The sequence below is a fragment of the Thiomonas sp. X19 genome (genome assembly GCF_900089495.1).
Lineage (GTDB): Bacteria > Pseudomonadota > Gammaproteobacteria > Burkholderiales > Burkholderiaceae_C > Thiomonas_A.
In genome coordinates, this window is sequence record NZ_LT605203.1 from 2,559,852 (window position 1) to 2,578,150 (window position 18,299).

Sequence of the window (18,299 nt, forward strand, 5' to 3'; positions counted from 1 at the left end):
GGGCCTGGAACCCGGTCGGAAGACCGGCGGAAGGGCCGATCCATCCCCGGGTCGATGCTGCACAAAACACGGTGAGCATGGCGTCGCCATGCGCCGGAGTCCACTTCCCCGCGCACCCCGCGATCGAGAGCCCATTGTGTTCACTGCGGCCAAGAAGCTACAGACCCCAACCACGCGCTCCTCACGCATCCGCCTGCTCAGGGAGGGGCTGCTGCTTGTCCTGCCCGCCCTGCTGGTGGTCGTGTGGGGGATATGGGCCGAACGCAATCAATACCAATACCGCCAGATCCAGCGACAATCGCTATGGCCTGAATCGTGAATGACTCACCGCTGAGCAAGTTCAATGCCATATCAGCTAGCCCAACTCAATATTGCCGTAGCCAGGGCGCCACTGGACTCCCCTGTGATGGCCGATTTTGTTGCCAATCGAGAGCGCATCAACGCACTCGCCGCAGCCGCACCGGGTTTTATATGGGCGTATCAACCTGAGGCCGGCGATGCCGATGTGCTGCTGCAATCGACGCATCCCATCTTGTTTCATCTATCCGTATGGCAGGATCCCGATGCACTGAGTCGTTTTGTCTACAGGGGCGAGCATGCCGAATGGATTCGGCGAAGGAAAGAGTGGTTCACGGGCTTGGCCCAAACCCATGCCGTGCTGTGGTGGGTCGTCCGCAATCATCGTCCGACTGTTGATGAAGCCAAATTCAAATTGGATCTCCTTCTGAAGAACGGCCCTACGCGAGAGGCATTCGCGTTTAAGCGGGTTTTTTGCCTTTGACCTGTGCGTGCGTGACCGCACGCTGACACCACCTTGATGGCGATCGTGATCGGCGCCAAGGGTCGACTGACCTGCCGACTTCTGAGTGAATCAGCCGCCCGACGCGTTGCGTTCCCGCCCGGGCTGCGCAGCGCCGCGTGAACGATTTCACGCTTTGGCCAATTTTCGGAAGCCTGACGTGCATTGTTTGCGCGAAGTCATCGCTTCTGCGCCGTCCTCAGGCCTAGGCTTCGCGTCACCCATGAAGAAAGAGCGCTTCCCCGATGACCCCGATCAAGCCACGGATTGACGCCGACAATCTCTCCTCGGCAAAGACTTCAAGCCAGCGGTTGGATGGCTGGCTTGCCGAGGTCGATGCGTTGTTGCAGGACCCTCGCGGCCGGTTTCGACCGCGGACCCTGGTGCTCATTGATGCGCAGCGCCCTGAGTCTGATCGCTTGGTCATGCAAGTCGGGCTGGACGAGCAGGGCCACATCAACGTGGCCACAGCCGAGGCACTGTCCGCCGCCACGTCCTACTGGATCGAAGCCATCCCTGGCGCATCCGACGTTCCCGAGGGGCTGTATGTCCTGGAAGGCACGCGACTCGGGCATCGCCCCGATGACGTCGCAACGCCGTGCTGGATCAATACGCTCGTCCCCGCCGATCTGACCTCCGGCACCCCTGCCGCGACGTCACGGTAGGAGCAGACCCATGTTCGAAAAATGGCGAGGTCTGCGTCCGGCCTCTGTGCTGGTGGCGCTGAGTGCGCAGATCCCGGCCACGCATGCGCTGTTCGTGCTCATGGGTGAAACCAAGGCCCTCGCCTTCATGGAACGGACCATCAACCGCCTCGCGCACCGTGCCGCCGCCGCATCCGGGCTTGTCGTCCACATGGATTCCACCTCCCTGCTCGTCTTGTTCGAGCAAGCCGAGCAGGCTTTGCAGGCTGCAAGCGCCATGCGCCTGCACCTGGACCAATGGTGTCAGAACTTCGATGCGCACCTGCGACTCGACCTGGACATGGGGCTGAGTTGTGGTGCCGTGCTGTGCCGCCCGCCGACCTACGAGGGAGAAACCCTGCTCCGCGCCGTCTCCTTGGCCACAGGGGCGAGCGACGGGCAGACTCTGCTCGACGAAGCCGTCGTAGCCCGCCTGCCCGAGACGCTCGTCAGCCAACTCCAGCCTGCCGCCGCAGCGGATACCGACGGCGTGCGGGCTTGGATGGTCGCTTGCACCCAAGCGCCGGGAACGCCGCGCGCCGCACCCCTGTGGCTCAACCTGCGCAGTCCCGATGGGCGTGTGAACATGACCTTCACCCCGGGACGCCCCATCCGCATCGGCAGGGATCCGCGCGCCGACGTGGTTCTGCGAACGGCCGTCATCTCCCGCCAGCATGTGGTCATTGCCTGGCGTCATGGGTCCTACACGCTCTCCGACACCAGCCGCAATGGGACCTGGTTGCAAACCGGGCTGACGGGAGCGGTCACGCGCATCGCCCATAACGTGGGCCTGCTCGGCGGGGCTGGATCGTTGCGTCTGGGGAGGGAGCCTCAAGCCTGTCGGCCGCCCGACCTTCTGTTCAGTGTCACACCGCCACCGGCTGGGCATGACCCGGCGCTGGACCCATCCGGGTCCGGCGAGTCCTTTGCATCGACCGGCCCGTTCGCATGACCGGCCCGCCCCCCGTGTCGCCATGACCCGCCGTTTCAACGATCCGACAAGCAAACTCGTGGACGTCGATTGGGACGACCCCCGCCTACAGGATCTGTTGCGAAAGATCGAAGGCCTACGCCTGGACAACCGCGGCACCTTCAAGGCCAGGCCTGTGCGGCTGCACTTGGGCTGGCACGTCACCTCCGGCCCCGACTCCTCGGGGGTCCCCGTCACCGTGGTGGGAGATTCCGGCCCTGGTGGTCTCGTGATCAAGACCGATTTTCCGCTGCAGCCGGGCGAGCCCGTGACCCTGGACCGAAGGCTCGCCACGGGCGTCGGCAGTCTGCTGCAGTGCGACGTCGAGCGCTGCAAGTCCGGCTCGCGCCCTGAGGATCAGGGGCACGGCGTGTTCATCAGTTGGCTGCGCGTGCACAGGACACGATGAACTAGGCACCGCAATGTTGAAATCGCACGTCAGCCAACTTGTCAGCAAGGAGATCCCGCGTTGGCAGATGCTCCTCCTGATCCTGCCGCTCATGATGGTCGCCGCGTGGGGCGCTTGGGCAGAAATTGGGCATTTTCGGGAAGCCCAGGCCCAGACCGCGCAGGATGCCAAGCGCGCCGCTTCCAGCTATGCCCGAGGCGTTGCCACGCAACTCGATACCCAGTTCGTCGTCTTGCAATTCGCGGCTGCGTCCCTGCGTGAGTCTTCCTCCGACTTAAGCAGACCGGACCCTGCTGTGGTGTTGCCACTGCGCCGTTTTTTGGCACAGCACAACGCTCTTTTCGCTTTCGACATCTTGTCTTCCAATGGCGACAGGATCCTCTGGTCAACGCACCGGCAAAGCAGCAGGCCCATTGCACCGGGCAATCAGTTCACTCCATTTGCGTCCAACCCAGACCTGTTGTTGGGGCCCGTACATGCTTCGTCGCGCGTGGGCACGCATGTACTTCTCATGCGATTTCATGTTCCCAACAACGCCGGAAGATCGGCGTACTTTGTCGGATCTCCCTACAGGCTGGATCCGTTGCTCGCACAAGCGCAGGCTGGCCAACCGTGGACGTTTGCCGTGCGTGACCTTCGTAATGCCGGCTTGCTCGGCGTGTGGCAGCAAGGGCGGGTGAAATTTACCGACGCTCCGAGCACGGAAGATGCCGTTCGCGCCGATATCCCAGGCTATCCGTTCGCGGTGATAGCAAGCTGGCCCACTGCGTTGCCACTGAAGATGTATTGGCAACAGGCTCGAGGGCGCTTGGCTTTCGAACTGGGCACGATGCTTTTGTTGGTCCTCGCGGCAGGGAAAATCGCCCAAATGATTCGTGAACAACGTCACCAGTCCGCCCTGCAGAACACGTTGCTGAACAACGCGATGGTCGGGATTGTCTTGGCCACCAACCGCCACATCTTGCAGGCCAATCACCGCTTTGCAACGATGCTCGGCTATGCCGATCCCCAGGGACTGGAAGGCCGATCCACCGCGATGGTATACGCCTCGTTGAAGGATGATGAGCGGGTCAGTTCGGCATATCCAGCCCTGCTTTCGCAAGGCAGCGTGTTTATCCCGAGCGTCCAGATTCGTCGCCTCGACGGCAGCACCATCGTCTGCGATCTGGCCGGAAAAATCGTTGAAGATCGCAATACCCGCGATCTGTCGACATCGGTTTGGGCGTTTCTGGATGTCACCGACCGACATCTCTTGCAAGATCGTCTGGAACGTTTGGCCACGCATGATGCGCTCACGGGCCTGCCCAACCGCTTCGCCTTGGAGCAGCGCCTACCCCAGGCGCTGGCACGTGCGAAGCGACACAACACTCTGGTCGCTGTGGGCCTGATCGATCTGGACGACTTCAAACCGGTCAACGACACCTGGGGCCATGAATCCGGCGATGGACTGTTGCAGGAACTTGCGCGCCGATTGCAGGGCCTTCTCCGTCAGACCGACCTGTTGGCCCGTCTTGGGGGGGACGAATTCATCGTGATCATCGAGGATCTGGATGAACTGCAGGTGGCCCAGCAACTCACCCAGGCCCTGGCACGGTTGCATCAGGCCGTAGAAGATCCTTTCGAAATCGCCCTGGGACAAAGCGCCACCGTAGGAATGAGCATGGGTGTGGCGCTCTTCCCGCGCGATGGGGAGGATGCAGACAGCCTGATCCGTCAGGCCGACACTGCGATGTATCAGACCAAGGCCCACAAACGCGACCGCACGCATTGGTGGCACCTGAGCAGCGATGGCGACGAGCTGCCCGCGCGCGAGCGGCCCTTCGAGCCTTATGGAGAAGACGCCACCGCTCTGTTAGACAGGATGCAGAACGTTTTTCAAACCATTTCGATCCAGTTCGCTGAGGAGTTCTACACGCGCTTGGCACGTGCTCCCGCACCAGCCGCCATTCTGGCCAACCTGAACCCGCAGGAGATGCAGGCCCTGAAGACGACCCAGGCTGAGCATCTGCGGTTTTTGCTTGCCCCCCACACCACGCAAGAGGCCATCATTTCCCGTGCGCAACGCCTGGGGCAGGTGCATGCGCTGGTGGGCGTCGATAGCGCAACATTGGTGCAGTCTCTGTCGCTGCATCGCGAACTGCTGCATGCAAAACTGAGCGCAACGACCATCACGGCACGCACGCGCTATCAACTCATGCTGGCTGCGGAAAAACGCCTGCAGGACGACATGCAAACGCAGTTGCAGAGCCTGGATAAAACCGTCGAGCAGTACCACTCTGCGCTTGCGGCCGATTTGCCGCCAAGAGAAGTTCTGTGGGCAGAGGCAATGCGCGTGGAGCTCGATTCGCTAGCAGCGTTGCCGGGCATCCTGAACGCCGCCATCGAAGTCCCGGATGAACGGGGAATCTTTCAACTGACAAGTACGGCTGGCTTGCATTCGGATGCGATTCAAGCCATCACCCGACAGTCGCACTATCAGCCCCGTCTGGATCCGACCTCTCCATTAGGGCAAGCCTTGGTCAGCCGGGCCTGGAGAAGCCGATCCGTCTTGAGCTCCGGAGCTTATGGGCAGGATTCTCGATTTGCCGCCTGGCACGCTCAGATGCTGCCTTTGGGTGTTCGCAGCGCAGTAGCCCTCTCAATCTTGGGCGAAGAGGGTCATCCGATTGCCGCGTTTCGAATGTTCGGCGCTTACCCAAATCAGTTTGAATCCTTCTGGATGCGGCAATTTGTCCGAGCTCTACGCCGCCGCTGGGAAGAGATCAGGCGCCGATGTCATCGCCCTGCGGATTCGCACGTGCTGCGCCTTGACGAGGCGCAAATCTATCGGCAGCGGCTCTTTGCCGGCGGCCTGGCGATGTTCATGCAACCGGTGGTGGACTTGGGCACAGGCAGTGTGCAAAAGGTTCAGGCCCTGGCGCGGCTCAAACTGGAGGATGGCACCATTGTGCTGCCAGGTGTATTTCTGCCTCTCTTATCCGACGCGGGGCTCGACCGGCTGTTTAAACTCGGGCTGAAGCAGTCCCTGGAGATTCTCAATCACTGGGATGCCCAGGGGCTGCGCATCGACATCTCGGTCAATCTTCCACCATCCACCCTGCTGGATATCCATTGCTCGCAGTGGATCGAAGAAGCCCTGCGCCAACACGGCATCGCCCCCCCACCGGCTCACGCTGGAACTGTTGGAGACCCAGTCTATCGATCAGCGCACCCAGAGCGAAGCCATCGACCAACTCGTGCGCCTCGGTGTCAAACTGGCGATGGACGATCTCGGTTCAGGCTACTCCAGCCTCAAGCGTTTGTCGGTCCTGCCTTTCGATGCGATCAAGATCGACCAGGGCCTGCTCACCCAGTTGCGCATCTCCCCCCTGGAGACCGTCGGCTTGATCTCCACACTCATCGAGATGGGGCGGGATCTGAATCGGGCTGTGGTGGTCGAAGGGTTGGAAGACGCTGGCATGGTCGAAGCTGCCATGGTTCTGGGTGCCGCCAAGGGCCAAGGTTACGCGCTGGCGCATCCAATGCCTGCTGAAGACGTACCTGATTGGGTCCGCCAATTTCGGATGCCGACCGAGCCTGGCACGATTCACACTCTTCTCGGGACGTTGGCGTACCACTGGGCGGTTATGCACTGCCGCCGCTTGGCGGAGACCCTGCCGCTTGATAACGCGCAGGCCACGCGCCTTTTCGAGGAGCAGGGATGGCAAGACACCGAAGCTGCCGCCTGGAATGCCCAAATTCACGCGGGCACGGACGTTGCCAATGCCTCGCACAAACTTTTGCAATGGCTTGTAGCACGCGTGAAGGAGAATCGAACGCTCTGAACCGAGCGTTTCGCGAACGGATTTGCTCGTTCCGCTGAAAATTCGGCGGTGGCATCGAGTTATGGACCCTCAAGCGCGTGGGCATGCTCATCGAGCGACTGTACGACGTCAAGTTCGGCCAGACGCAGATCTGGCGCATCCTGGGTGGGCTGGGGTTCTCCGTGCAAAAGCCCGAGCGCCGCGCCCTCGGGCGCAACGAGGCTGCTGTGCAGGTGTGGAAGCGCCAGACCTGGCCTGCCCTCAACAAAAAGCCAAGCGACAAGGACGGCTGATCGGCTTCATCGACGCGTCGAGCCTGAGCGAGCGGCCCACGCGGGTGCGCACCTGGGCACCGAAGGGCTAAACCCCCATCATCCAGTTCCACGTCAACTGGACCCACGTCAGCGTGATGGCGGGCTTGAGCCGCACGAACTGCCTGTTCCGGCTGCACGAGGGCTCAATCAAGAAAGAACAGCACGTGGAGTTCCTCAAGGCCTTGCGTGCACACCTCAAGCAGCCCTTGCTGATCCTCTGGGATGGCTTGAAGGCGCACCGCAGCAAGCTCGTGCGCGAGGACCTGGCCTCCACCGAGGGAGACGTCCAGATGGCGTTCTTGCCGCCATGCGCCCCCGACCTCAATCCAGTCGAGTCCCTCTGGGCCTGGCTCTAGCGTCATGCGCTGGCCAACTTCTGTCCGGCCAACCTCGACGAACTCAACGTCACCGCCCGCAACCAACTCAAGAGCGCACAGCGCCGCCCTTCGATCATCGCCGCGTGCTGGGTCCAAGCGGGTTGTGGTGATGTCGCCATTTAGGGAAAGCTCAATAATCCTCTGCTGATGTTTCGCGGGTAACATCGGTCCCTGGCTCCCAGCAATAGCGGGTAACGCCCCTCGCGCTGCTTGCAGCGAAGTCTTTGTGTGCATTTTTTGCGGATCTTGTCATGCGCTGTGCCCTGGGCCGGTTTTCTGTGGGCGTTGCCTTCCTCTTGGTATCGGTATCGCAGCTCGCGCTTGCGCAGCCGCCGAGAACCGTCTTTCTGGACGACTGGACCTGGACCGAACTCCGTGACGCCATTCAGGCCGGTACCACCACGATCATCATTCCCATCGGTGGCACCGAGCAAAGCGGGCCGTATATCGCGCTGGGCAAGCACAACGCCCGCGTGAAGGCGCTGTCGCAACGGATTGCACAGGCGCTGGGTCAAACGCTCGTCGCACCGGTGATTGCCTATGTGCCGGAGGGCAGCTACGCGCCGCCGACATCACATATGCGCTTTCCCGGCACCATCACGGTGCCGGATGGTGCGTTCGAGCAAACACTGGAGTCCGCCGCCTACAGCTTCAAGGTCCACGGCTTCAAGACCATCGTCTTTCTTGGTGACCACGGCGGCTACCAACGCGACATCCGGCTGGTGGTGAATCGACTCAACAAGGCGTGGGCCGGATCGGGTGTCCGAGCCTTCGTGCCGCCCGAATACTATGGCACCAGTTCGGCCGGTTACGCGCAAATCCTGCGCAAGCAGGGCGTGCCTGCTGACGAAATCGGCACACACGCCGGACTCGCCGACACGTCGCTGCTGCTGGCGGTGGCCCCGCAAATGGTCCGCCTTGATCGATTGCGAAACAGCGCCAAACCCGGGCCGGCCGACGGCGTGTACGGAGGTGACCCGCGCCGCGCCAGCATCGCACTTGGTCAATTGGGCGTCGACGCCATCGTGTCGCGGACTGTCGATGCGCTCAAGAAGGACATGGCTGGACGGTGACGAGCGCCGTTGCTCGGTAGCCGTGACTCTTCAGAACATACTCTTTTCTTTTTCATGGATTCCATCATGGATTCGTCCCGACGTCGCCGCTTTCGTATTGCAACCCTCATCGGGGCCGTGTGGCTTGGTCTGTGCATCGGTGGCGGCGCCAGCGCCGCACCGATTATCGACACGGTCCCCGGTATGCCTCCCGTCGTGAACCCCAACAATCTTTACAGCGAAACAGGCGCCGGGGACCTCAGTCCAGCGATCAAGGGCGCGCTGCCAAGGATTTATGTACCCAATCTGCGCTCCGACGATGTCGATGTCATCGATCCGGCCACGCTCAAGGTTGTTGACAAGTTCCCCGTCGGTCACAGCCCGCAGCACATCGTGCCGTCGTGGGATTTGCAAACGCTGTGGGTCACCAACAATGCCGAAGGCCGCACCGACGGTAGCTTGACGCCGATCGATCCGAAGACCGGTAAGCCCGGCAAGGCCATCCCAGTGGACGATCCCTACAACATGTACTTCACGCCGGACGGCAAAGAGGCCATCGTTGTGGCAGAGGCGCACGCCCGGCTTGATTTTCGGGATCCGCACACCATGGCGCTGCGCTCGAGCCTGCCGGTGCCGCAGTGCCGCGGAATCAACCATGCCGACTTCTCGATCGATGGCCGCTACGCGATCTTCACCTGCGAATTCGATGGCATGCTCGCGAAGATTGACCTGGTGCATCGTAAGGTCGTCGGCTACCTACGGCTTGGCAACAGCGCTATGCCACAGGACATCCGCATCGCGCCGGACGGCAAGGTGTTCTACGTGGCGGACATGCTGGCCGACGGAGTCGACCTGATCGACGGCAATACCTTCAGGAAAATTGGCTTCACCGCCACGGGTGTCGGCACGCACGGTCTATATCCGAGCCGTGACGGGACCAAGCTGTACGTCGCGAACCGCGGGTCCAACCTCATTCACGGACCGCGTCGTGGCAGAGGAAGCGTGTCGGTGATCGATTTCGCAACCCGCAAGGTCGTGGCAACCTGGCCCATCCCAGAGGGCGGCAGTCCCGATATGGGTGGTGTCAGTGCGGACGGCAAGACCCTGTGGTTATCTGGCCGGTTCGACGATGTGGTCTATGCAATCGATACGACGAGCGGTGCGGTACGCACTATCCCGGTGGGCATGGAGCCGCATGGCCTCACCGTCTGGCCGCAGCCCGGGCGGTACTCGCTGGGGCATACAGGGAATATGCGCTGAGCACTGTTCGCTTTGACGGTGGCCGTTGGCTGATTGCCTCCGCGTCCGTTTGAACATTCGCTGGATTCTCAGCGGGGGCGATGCATGTTGCGCGCCCAACCTTCGCCCCGCCGTGGAGGCGCTCCACGCCAGGGGAGCCCAGATGAACATGCTGACTGGTGACTGCTGGGTCAACGCCCCGACGGAAAGCTAATGGAATGGGTGCCCCCACCCGATCCGGCATCGATGTGCCAAAGTGTGGGGTTTTGAGGTCATCACTTCCACGAGAGGAGCATCCATCATGAAGATGACGACTGTTGGCCTGGATCTGGCAAAGACCATTTTCGTGCGACCTGAAAGTCGCTTGAGTCTTTGTTTCACAGGAGTTATATCTCGATGAAACCGGTTGTTCCATCAACCGTTCCCTATCCGGACATGCGAGGCTGGCAACGGCCTGGTGTGAAGCTCCGGAGACAACGTAGCCACCGAGTCATCGGTACGTGCGGCCGCGAGGCCAAGCGGAAACTGCCAGCACTGAGGCGGTAAGGAGCAAGGGACGATCGGCTACGACCAACAGATGTGAACTTCAAATGAACGTCGTGATCTTTGAACAAGCCAAAGGTGCTGACAGGCTTGAACCAAAACGGTATGCGGTCAGGCGTGGTCTCTGAAGACTGGGCCACCATGGATGTTGAACCGCCGGCGAAGCTGAAGGGTCCGATCCGATCTGAGATGCAAGCGGAACAGGGTAAGCCCGTAGCGCTGCCGCTGTGCGGCAAGCCACCCGAGAGGAAGGCTGTTGGTGCTGCGGGTAGAGGAATGGGAATGCAGAAAAAGCGAATGCCGTGCTGTCATGGGGCGGATACGGGTTGCGACATCACCCGGCGCGAAAGCGAGCAGACTTCTGCGCGGTCATTTATGGCGAGAAAACTTGATCAGCGTTGTCTCTGGGTGTGTCCATCCCGACGCTGTATCGCTGGGCGCCGGCGACGGTGCTGGACTTTGATATTGACATGAATGCAACTACAATTACGATATGACAAGTCGCTTGCGATTCGAGTGGGACGAGGCCAAGAATCGCGCCAATCAACGCAAGCATGGGGTGAGCTTTGAAGAAGCCGCCCACGTCTTCCACGACCCGCTACAAGTGTCGGTGCAGGATCGGATCGAAGGCGGTGAGCAACGCTGGCAGACCTTTGGTCTGGTCGGTGGTGTCGTCCTGCTGATGATGGTGCACACCGTGCACGAGGACGATGTGCACGGCCAATCCATCGAGGTCATCCGCATCATCTCGGCGCGGCGCGCCGACCGTACCGAAAGGCAACGCTATGAAGAGCAAAACCGTTAGCCATACGCTGGAGACGCTGCCTCCCCTGACGCCAGCGCAGCACGCCAGGCTCAAAGAGCTAGCCGCCAGGCCGGACAGCGCGATCGACACCAGCGATAGTCCTGTGCTGACAGCAGCGCAGTGGGATGCTGCCGTGCGTGGGCGGTTCTATCGCCCCATCAAGCAACAGATCNGCGCTGGCCTGCAGGGCGATGCGCCCGGTTTCCAGCACATAGCCACGATCGGCCAGCTTCAGCGCCATGCGTGCGTTCTGCTCGACCAGCAGCAAGGTCATGCCCTGCTGCCGGATCTGGCGCAGGGAGCGAAAAATATCGCGCACGATGATCGGCGCCAGCCCCAGGCTGGGCTCGTCGAGCAGCAGCAATCGGGGCTTGGCCATCAGCGCGCGGCCGATGGCCAGCATCTGCTGCTCGCCGCCCGACAAGGTGCCGGCGAGCTGCCGGCTGCGCTCCTCCAGCCGCGGGAACATGAGCAAGACCTGCTTCAGACTTTGCGCCGCTTCGGCAGGCGCGCGCGTGTAGCCGCCGAGCATCAGGTTTTCCGCCACGGTCAATGTGGGAAAGACGCGGCGCCCTTCGGGAGCCTGGGAAATGCCCAGGCGCACGATGCGGTCGGCGCCCACGCGGGCGATGTCCTCGCCGCGGAAGCGCAAATGACCGGCACGCGGCCGCAGCAGGCCGCTGATGGTGCGCATCAACGTGGTCTTGCCCGCGCCGTTGGCGCCGAGCAGGGTGACGATCTCGCCCTCTTCCACCCGCAGGCTCACGCCTTTGAGCGCCTGGATCTGGCCGTAGCGCACGTCCAGGTTTTCAACTTCCAGCAGACTCATGGAACGGCTCACGGAACCACCACTCATGTCCCACCCCCGGCCGCGGCCAGATGGGCAGGCGGCGAAACCGGCGCCGGGAGGTCGTCTTCGTCGTCGTCCTTGCCGAGATACGCCTCGATGACTTCCGGGTGGTTGCGAATGTGCTCCGGCGCGCCTTCGGCGATCTTGCGCCCGAAGTTGATGCAGACGATGCTGTCGGTCACGTTCATCACCACGTTCATGTCGTGCTCCACCAGCAACACGCTGATGCCCTGGTCACGCACCGCCAGAATGGTGCGGTTGAGCGCGGCGGATTCCTGGTCGTTCAGGCCCGCCGCCGGCTCATCGAGGATCAGCAGCCTGGGCTTGGCGATCAAGGCGCGCGCCAGTTCCACCCGGCGCTGCAGGCCGTAGGGCAAGGACGCCACGTCCTCGTCGGCCACCGTGTCGAGTTCGAGCCGCGCCAGCAGCTCGCGCACCTTGGCGCGCAGCTCCACCTCTTCGCGGCGCTGAAACGGCGTGCCCAGCAAGCCCTGCCACCAATGCTGGCGCGTTTGCAAGTGCAGGCCCGCCAACACATTCACCAGCACCGTCTGGCCGTAGAACAGCCGGATGGTCTGGAAGGTGCGGAAAATGCCGGCGCGGGCAATGCGGTGGGGCGCCCATCCGGTGATGTCCCGGCCGCCCAGTTCGATGCGCCCTTCGGAAGGTTTGTAGACCCCGGTGATGAGGTTGAACGCCGTGGTCTTGCCCGCGCCGTTCGGCCCGATCAGCCCGACCACCTGCCCTTGCTCGACGGAAAAACTCAGGTCGCCCACCGCCTGCAAACCACCGAAGCGAATGCCCACGCCGTCCAGACGCAACAGCGCGCCGCTCATTCCTTCGCCTCCTGCGGCTGGGCGCGTGGCCAGATGCCCTGCGGGCGCAGCACCATCACCACCACCATGGCGATGCCGAACACGAAGTAGCGGTACTGCGCGAAGCCGCGGAAGGCCTGCGGCACGACGAACATCAGCGCGGTGCCCAGCAGCACCCCCGGGATCGACCCCTGCCCGCCCACCAGCACGATGGCGAACAGCGTCACCGATTCGGTGAACACAAAAGCCCCGGGACTCACCGCGGCCATCAGCGTGGCGAACAGCGTGCCGCCGAAACCGGCCAGCCCCGCCCCCAGCGCGAAAGCCAGCACGCGGTAGGCGCGCGCATCGATGCCCATGGTCGTGGCGGCGAGCTGGTCGTGCTTGATGTAGAACAGCGTGCGGCCGAGGTGGGAGCGGTCGAGGTTGCGGATCAGCAGCAGCACCGCCGCGAACGCCAGCCAGTCGAGCCAGAACTGCGCGTTCTGGCTGGTGAGCTGCCAGCCGAACAGGCTGGGCACGCCGATGCTGAAAATACCGTCGGCCCCGCCCGTGAGATGGCCGACGTTGTTGTCCAGCGCCAGGATGAAGATGGCGTTGAAGCCGATGGTCGCCACCAGCAGGTAGTCGCCGCGCAGCTTCACGATGGGCGCCGCCAGCACCGCGCCGACGAGGGCCGCCACCAGCACCGCCAGCGGCCAGGTGGCGAAGATGGGCCAGTTGAACTGCGTGTTGAGCACGGCCGTGACGTACGCGCCCACGCCGAAGTACACCGCATGCCCCATGTCGAACATGCCCGCCCGCCCCAGCACGATGTCCTGGCTCAGGGCGACGATGGCATACACCGCGAACAGCGAGGCAATGAACACCCAGGTCTGGTCGAGCCCGAACGGCACCGCCAGCCCCAGCACCCAGAGCGCCGCGCCGACCCGGGGATTGCGCAACAGCGCGAGGATTGGTTTCATACCTTCTCCGCCACGCGTTCGCCGAGCAGCCCGGACGGCCGCACCAGCAGGATGCCGATCAGCAGGGCGAAGGTGATGGCCTCCTGCCACGAGCTCGACATGAAACCCGCGGCAAAGGCGTTGAACAGCCCCAGCAGCACCCCGCCGAGCATGGCCCCCGGAATGTTGCCGATGCCGCCGATGATGGCGGCGATGAAGGCGTTGAGTCCGTAGGTCCAGCCCATCGTGAAGTACACCTGCCGGTAGTACAGGCCGATGAACAGGCCGCCCACCGCGCCGATGGCCGGGCCGATGATGAACACGCTGGAAATCACCCGGTTGACGTTGATGCCCATCAGCCGCGCCGCGTCCTGGTCGCTCGCTGCCGCGCGCATCGCCGTGCCGTAGCGCGTGTGGTGCACGAACCAGTACAGGATGGCCATGAGCACGGCCGAGCCCAGCATGATCAGCACCTGCACCAGGTCGATGCGGGCACCGCCGAAGGTCCAATGCATGGCCGGCAGCAAATGGCTCGGGAACACCTTGAGCTGCGGCCCCCAGATGAGCATGATGCCATTCTCGATGAACAGCGAGGCGCCCAGCGCCGACACCACGGCCGAGAGCCGGTCGGCCTTGCGCAGCGGCCTGTAGGCCGTGAACTCCAGCACCAGTCCGGCAGCGGCAACGACCACGGCCGCCAGGATGAACGCCGCCCCCACCAGCAGCAAATGGCTCTGCCCGCTGCCGGCCCCCGAGCCCAGGGCGACGAGGCCGATGTAGGCGCCGAAAATGCACAGGTCGCCATGGGCGAAATTGATCAGCCTGAGCACACCGTAGACCATGGTGTAGCCCAGGGCGATCAGGGCATAGATGCCACCGACCGTCAGACCGTTGACCAGCTGCTGCAGCACGATGCCGAGCATGAGCGCGTCCCCTCTTTCTTGTTTTGATGGGGGTCGGGCGTGGCGCGCGCACAGCCGCGCCACGCCCGACCTGCCCCTGTGCCGGGGCTCGGGTGGATGTTTACTGGGTCACGGCCGCCGGCGGATAGGTGATCTTGTACCCGCCGCTCGGGGTGATCTCGAACGCCACATACGGGCTGCCGGTGCGCTCGCCCACGGCATTCCAGGAGAACGTCCCGGTCAGTCCCTCGAAATGCTTCAATTCGTGCAAGGCTGGAATCAACTTGGCCGGCTCCACGCTCTTGATCTTCTCGGCGGTATCGAGAATGGCGCGGAAACCATCGGCGTTGGTCAGCGTGAAAATGCTGGGCGGCTCGTGGCCGTAGGCGGCCTTGAACTGGGTGAGGAATTCCTTGGCCGCCGGATACGGCAAGTCCTGCGGCGCCGGCACGTTGATGATCACCGCACCCGCCGCCGCGTTGCCGGCAATCTTGGCAAAGGCCACATTCTGGTTCGCATCGCCGCCAACGAACTTGGCTTTCATGCCCAACTGCGCCATTTGCGCCTTGATCAAACCGCCGTCGGTGTAATAGCCCGAGAAGTACACCACCTGCGGGTGCAGGGCATTGAGCTTGGTCAGCACCGGGGTGTAGTTCTGCGATCCGGCACTGATGTAAGCCTTGTCGAGCACGTCGATGCCGTCCTTCTTCGCATCCGCCACCACCGCATCGGCCAGGCCCGTGGCGAAGCTGGAGTGGTCGGTCACCACGGCGATGCGCTTGTCACCCATGGCCTTGAAATAACCGGCGGTGAACAAGGCTTCGGCGCTGTTGGGCGGCGCGTTGCGGAAAAAAGTCTTGTAGTTGCGCTGCGTCAGTTCGTCGCTGGTGCCGTCGGAGGTCTGAATGACGTTGGCGCGCGCGTAGATCGGCTCGGCGGCCAGCGCAGCGCCGCTGGTGTAGCTGCCGATCACGGCGAGCACGCCGTCGTTCACCAGTTGCCGCGCGCAAATCGCGGCCGCAGCGGCTTCACCCTGGTCGTCGCAGACCTTCACGTCCAGCGGGTGGCCGAGCAGGCCGCCCTTGGCATTGGTCTGCTTCACCAGCAGTTTCACGGCATCGGCAATGCCTTGGCCTTCGTTGGCGTACTGGCCGGTGATCGGCGCCTGCACGCCGATCTTGATGGGCGAAGCCGCGAAGGCCTGGGAAGCAGCCAGGCAAGGGCCGGCTGTGGCCAGGGTGAGAAGAAGCGTTTTGGACAGGTGTCGCATGCTTTGTCTCCTTATTTGATCGTTGTTTGAAGGGAAAGGCCGCAATCGGGCCGTTGTTCGCAGCGGCAAGCGCCGCTGCCTAGCACCAGCCCGTTGATGCGCAGTCCCAGGCAGGCGACAGAGCTCCAGCGGACGGCAAAAGATGAAGCGCACCTCCGATTCCAACCCGGCATGAGGGGCGCACTCAACACGGCATATGCCTGCGAACACATGCTCCGACTTGCCGGGCATGGCATGCACGGTGTCGAAATTGACTCGCGACGCGCATCGCGTTTTGGCGCCGACAGGGTTGTCGACGGCGTGCGCCGTTCGCCGCGTCTTTCGTCGCTTGGATCAAGCACGCAGGTTCAGACTGGCGTCGAGCCATCAACACGCACGGATCTGAGGCGGCGCACCGCAGGCCTGCGAAAATATCGATAAGCACCGCCATGACGTTCAAAAGTTATACCGCTCAACGAATAAAGGTAGCACCAAATGGACCACACTAAAATAGATCTAGGTTTACTTTTTCAACAAAAGGTGCAACCATTCTAGGCTCAAACATGCAAAAGGTGCAACCATGCCAGTGACGACCATCGGTGTAAAAATTGATGACCATGTTCGTCTTCGTATCAAATCTGCGGCTGAGGCGCATGGACGCACGCCGCATTTCGTCGTTAAGCAGATGATCCTGCAAGGGCTGGAGCGGCTCGAACGTGGAGACGCGCTGGAGGCCGACCCGCATGATGGTGAGCTCAAGCCCCCGCCGCAGGAAGACCATCCAGCATCCCCGGTCATGCCGTTTCTCGATCTGGCGCAGGACGTGCAACCGCAAACCGTGCTGCGCGCGGCCATCACCGCGGCCTATCGCAGGCCCGAGCCCGAGTGTGTCCCCGCCCTCCTCTCCCAAGCTACCCTGCCTCCGAAACTGGCTGCGGCGGCGCAGGATACCGCCCGCAGCCTCGCCACCAAACTGCGTGCCAAACGCACGCGCGGCGTCGTCGAAGCGCTGCTGCAGGAGTACGCACTGTCAAGCCAGGAAGGAATAGCCCTGATGTGCCTGGCCGAGGCGCTGTTGCGCATCCCCGACACCGCCACGCGTGACGCATTGATCCGCGACAAGATCTGCTCCGGCGACTGGCAAANTTGAACTGGGTGAGGAATTCCTTGGCCGCCGGATACGGCAAGTCCTGCGGCGCCGGCACGTTGATGATCACCGCACCCGCCGCCGCGTTGCCGGCAATCTTGGCAAAGGCCACATTCTGGTTCGCATCGCCGCCAACGAACTTGGCTTTCATGCCCAACTGCGCCATTTGCGCCTTGATCAAACCGCCGTCGGTGTAATAGCCCGAGAAGTACACCACCTGCGGGTGCAGGGCATTGAGCTTGGTCAGCACCGGGGTGTAGTTCTGCGATCCGGCACTGATGTAAGCCTTGTCGAGCACGTCGATGCCGTCCTTCTTCGCATCCGCCACCACCGCATCGGCCAGGCCCGTGGCGAAGCTGGAGTGGTCGGTCACCACGGCGATGCGCTTGTCACCCATGGCCTTGAAATAACCGGCGGTGAACAAGGCTTCGGCGCTGTTGGGCGGCGCGTTGCGGAAAAAAGTCTTGTAGTTGCGCTGCGTCAGTTCGTCGCTGGTGCCGTCGGAGGTCTGAATGACGTTGGCGCGCGCGTAGATCGGCTCGGCGGCCAGCGCAGCGCCGCTGGTGTAGCTGCCGATCACGGCGAGCACGCCGTCGTTCACCAGTTGCCGCGCGCAAATCGCGGCCGCAGCGGCTTCACCCTGGTCGTCGCAGACCTTCACGTCCAGCGGGTGGCCGAGCAGGCCGCCCTTGGCATTGGTCTGCTTCACCAGCAGTTTCACGGCATCGGCAATGCCTTGGCCTTCGTTGGCGTACTGGCCGGTGATCGGCGCCTGCACGCCGATCTTGATGGGCGAAGCCGCGAAGGCCTGGGAAGCAGCCAGGCAAGGGCCGGCTGTGGCCAGGGTGAGAAGAAGCGTTTTGGACAGGTGTCGCATGCTTTGTCTCCTTATTTGATCGTTGTTTGAAGGGAAAGGCCGCAATCGGGCCGTTGTTCGCAGCGGCAAGCGCCGCTGCCTAGCACCAGCCCGTTGATGCGCAGTCCCAGGCAGGCGACAGAGCTCCAGCGGACGGCAAAAGATGAAGCGCACCTCCGATTCCAACCCGGCATGAGGGGCGCACTCAACACGGCATATGCCTGCGAACACATGCTCCGACTTGCCGGGCATGGCATGCACGGTGTCGAAATTGACTCGCGACGCGCATCGCGTTTTGGCGCCGACAGGGTTGTCGACGGCGTGCGCCGTTCGCCGCGTCTTTCGTCGCTTGGATCAAGCACGCAGGTTCAGACTGGCGTCGAGCCATCAACACGCACGGATCTGAGGCGGCGCACCGCAGGCCTGCGAAAATATCGATAAGCACCGCCATGACGTTCAAAAGTTATACCGCTCAACGAATAAAGGTAGCACCAAATGGACCACACTAAAATAGATCTAGGTTTACTTTTTCAACAAAAGGT

The 18,299-nt window shown here is 62.5% G+C and carries 15 protein-coding genes and 4 pseudogenes; 13 read left to right on the forward strand and 6 right to left on the reverse strand.

Features of this window, described 5'->3' with window-relative positions:
• Positions 1 to 136 precede the first annotated feature (136 nt).
• The 12 genes and pseudogenes from THIX_RS23415 (at position 137) to THIX_RS12305 (ending at position 10,994) form a co-directional block, all read left to right on the forward strand.
• Positions 137 to 319 (forward strand): hypothetical protein, encoded by a 183-nt coding sequence (locus tag THIX_RS23415; protein ID WP_158540873.1) that lies wholly within the window; start codon positions 137 to 139, stop codon positions 317 to 319.
• Between the two features lie 24 nt (positions 320 to 343).
• On the forward strand, positions 344 to 781 hold the full coding sequence (locus THIX_RS12255; protein ID WP_112486459.1) for a DUF3291 domain-containing protein: 438 nt from the start codon (positions 344 to 346) through the stop codon (positions 779 to 781).
• Between the two features lie 263 nt (positions 782 to 1,044).
• Positions 1,045 to 1,464: a hypothetical protein gene (locus THIX_RS12260; RefSeq protein WP_112486460.1), complete on the forward strand. Its 420-nt coding sequence runs from the start codon at positions 1,045 to 1,047 to the stop codon at positions 1,462 to 1,464.
• Positions 1,465 to 1,474: 10 nt separating this feature from the next.
• Positions 1,475 to 2,434, forward strand: coding sequence for an FHA domain-containing protein (locus THIX_RS12265; RefSeq protein ID WP_112486461.1), 960 nt, complete (start codon positions 1,475 to 1,477; stop codon positions 2,432 to 2,434).
• Positions 2,435 to 2,456: 22 nt separating this feature from the next.
• Positions 2,457 to 2,861 carry a hypothetical protein gene (locus tag THIX_RS12270; protein ID WP_112486462.1) on the forward strand — a complete coding sequence of 135 codons (405 nt, stop codon included), beginning with the start codon at positions 2,457 to 2,459 and terminating at the stop codon, positions 2,859 to 2,861.
• Positions 2,862 to 3,729: 868 nt separating this feature from the next.
• Positions 3,730 to 5,994: pseudogene (locus THIX_RS24860) on the forward strand (diguanylate cyclase domain-containing protein); the annotation flags it as partial.
• Positions 5,909 to 6,322: pseudogene (locus tag THIX_RS24865) on the forward strand (EAL domain-containing protein); the annotation flags it as partial. The pseudogenes THIX_RS24860 and THIX_RS24865, both read left to right, overlap by 86 nt.
• 60 nt (positions 6,323 to 6,382) lie before the next feature.
• Positions 6,383 to 6,685, forward strand: a complete 303-nt coding sequence (locus tag THIX_RS23420; protein ID WP_158540875.1) for a hypothetical protein — start codon at positions 6,383 to 6,385, stop codon at positions 6,683 to 6,685.
• A 44-nt stretch (positions 6,686 to 6,729) separates the two neighbouring features.
• A pseudogene (locus tag THIX_RS12285) lies at positions 6,730 to 7,478 on the forward strand (IS630 family transposase); the annotation flags it as partial.
• Positions 7,479 to 7,606: 128 nt separating this feature from the next.
• Positions 7,607 to 8,428, forward strand: a complete 822-nt coding sequence (locus tag THIX_RS12290; RefSeq protein ID WP_112486465.1) for a creatininase family protein — start codon at positions 7,607 to 7,609, stop codon at positions 8,426 to 8,428.
• Between the two features lie 183 nt (positions 8,429 to 8,611).
• Positions 8,612 to 9,667 (forward strand): YncE family protein, encoded by a 1,056-nt coding sequence (locus THIX_RS12295; protein WP_112488339.1) that lies wholly within the window; start codon positions 8,612 to 8,614, stop codon positions 9,665 to 9,667.
• A gap of 1,015 nt (positions 9,668 to 10,682) precedes the next feature.
• Positions 10,683 to 10,994 (forward strand): BrnT family toxin, encoded by a 312-nt coding sequence (locus THIX_RS12305; RefSeq protein WP_112486467.1) that lies wholly within the window; start codon positions 10,683 to 10,685, stop codon positions 10,992 to 10,994.
• A 58-nt stretch (positions 10,995 to 11,052) separates the two neighbouring features.
• Here the strand turns inward: THIX_RS12305 and THIX_RS12310 are convergent, their stop codons facing one another.
• The 5 genes from THIX_RS12310 to THIX_RS12330 form a co-directional block, all read right to left on the reverse strand.
• The gene (locus THIX_RS12310; RefSeq protein WP_112488340.1) at positions 11,053 to 11,817 is read right to left on the reverse strand and encodes an ABC transporter ATP-binding protein; all 765 of its coding nucleotides are present in this window, start codon (positions 11,815 to 11,817) and stop codon (positions 11,053 to 11,055) included.
• A gap of 29 nt (positions 11,818 to 11,846) precedes the next feature.
• Entirely contained in the window at positions 11,847 to 12,680 is an 834-nt protein-coding gene (locus tag THIX_RS12315; protein WP_112486148.1) for an ABC transporter ATP-binding protein, read from the reverse strand.
• Complete coding sequence (locus THIX_RS12320; RefSeq protein ID WP_112486147.1) at positions 12,677 to 13,624, reverse strand: branched-chain amino acid ABC transporter permease; 948 nt, start codon at positions 13,622 to 13,624, stop codon at positions 12,677 to 12,679. Before THIX_RS12320 ends, THIX_RS12315 begins: the two co-directional genes overlap by 4 nt.
• Positions 13,621 to 14,526 carry a branched-chain amino acid ABC transporter permease gene (locus tag THIX_RS12325; protein WP_112486146.1) on the reverse strand — a complete coding sequence of 302 codons (906 nt, stop codon included), beginning with the start codon at positions 14,524 to 14,526 and terminating at the stop codon, positions 13,621 to 13,623. The genes THIX_RS12320 and THIX_RS12325 overlap by 4 nt, the downstream gene beginning before the upstream one ends.
• Positions 14,527 to 14,626: 100 nt before the next feature.
• Positions 14,627 to 15,775 (reverse strand): branched-chain amino acid ABC transporter substrate-binding protein, encoded by a 1,149-nt coding sequence (locus tag THIX_RS12330; RefSeq protein WP_112486373.1) that lies wholly within the window; start codon positions 15,773 to 15,775, stop codon positions 14,627 to 14,629.
• A gap of 559 nt (positions 15,776 to 16,334) precedes the next feature.
• Here THIX_RS12330 and THIX_RS24870 point away from each other — a divergent pair.
• Entirely contained in the window at positions 16,335 to 16,904 is a 570-nt protein-coding gene (locus tag THIX_RS24870; RefSeq protein ID WP_112486468.1) for a hypothetical protein, read from the forward strand.
• A gap of 7 nt (positions 16,905 to 16,911) precedes the next feature.
• On the opposite strand, the pseudogene THIX_RS12340 reads toward THIX_RS24870, so the two are convergent.
• Positions 16,912 to 18,009, reverse strand: a pseudogene (locus THIX_RS12340) (branched-chain amino acid ABC transporter substrate-binding protein); the annotation flags it as partial.
• Between the last annotated feature and the right edge of the window lie 290 nt (positions 18,010 to 18,299).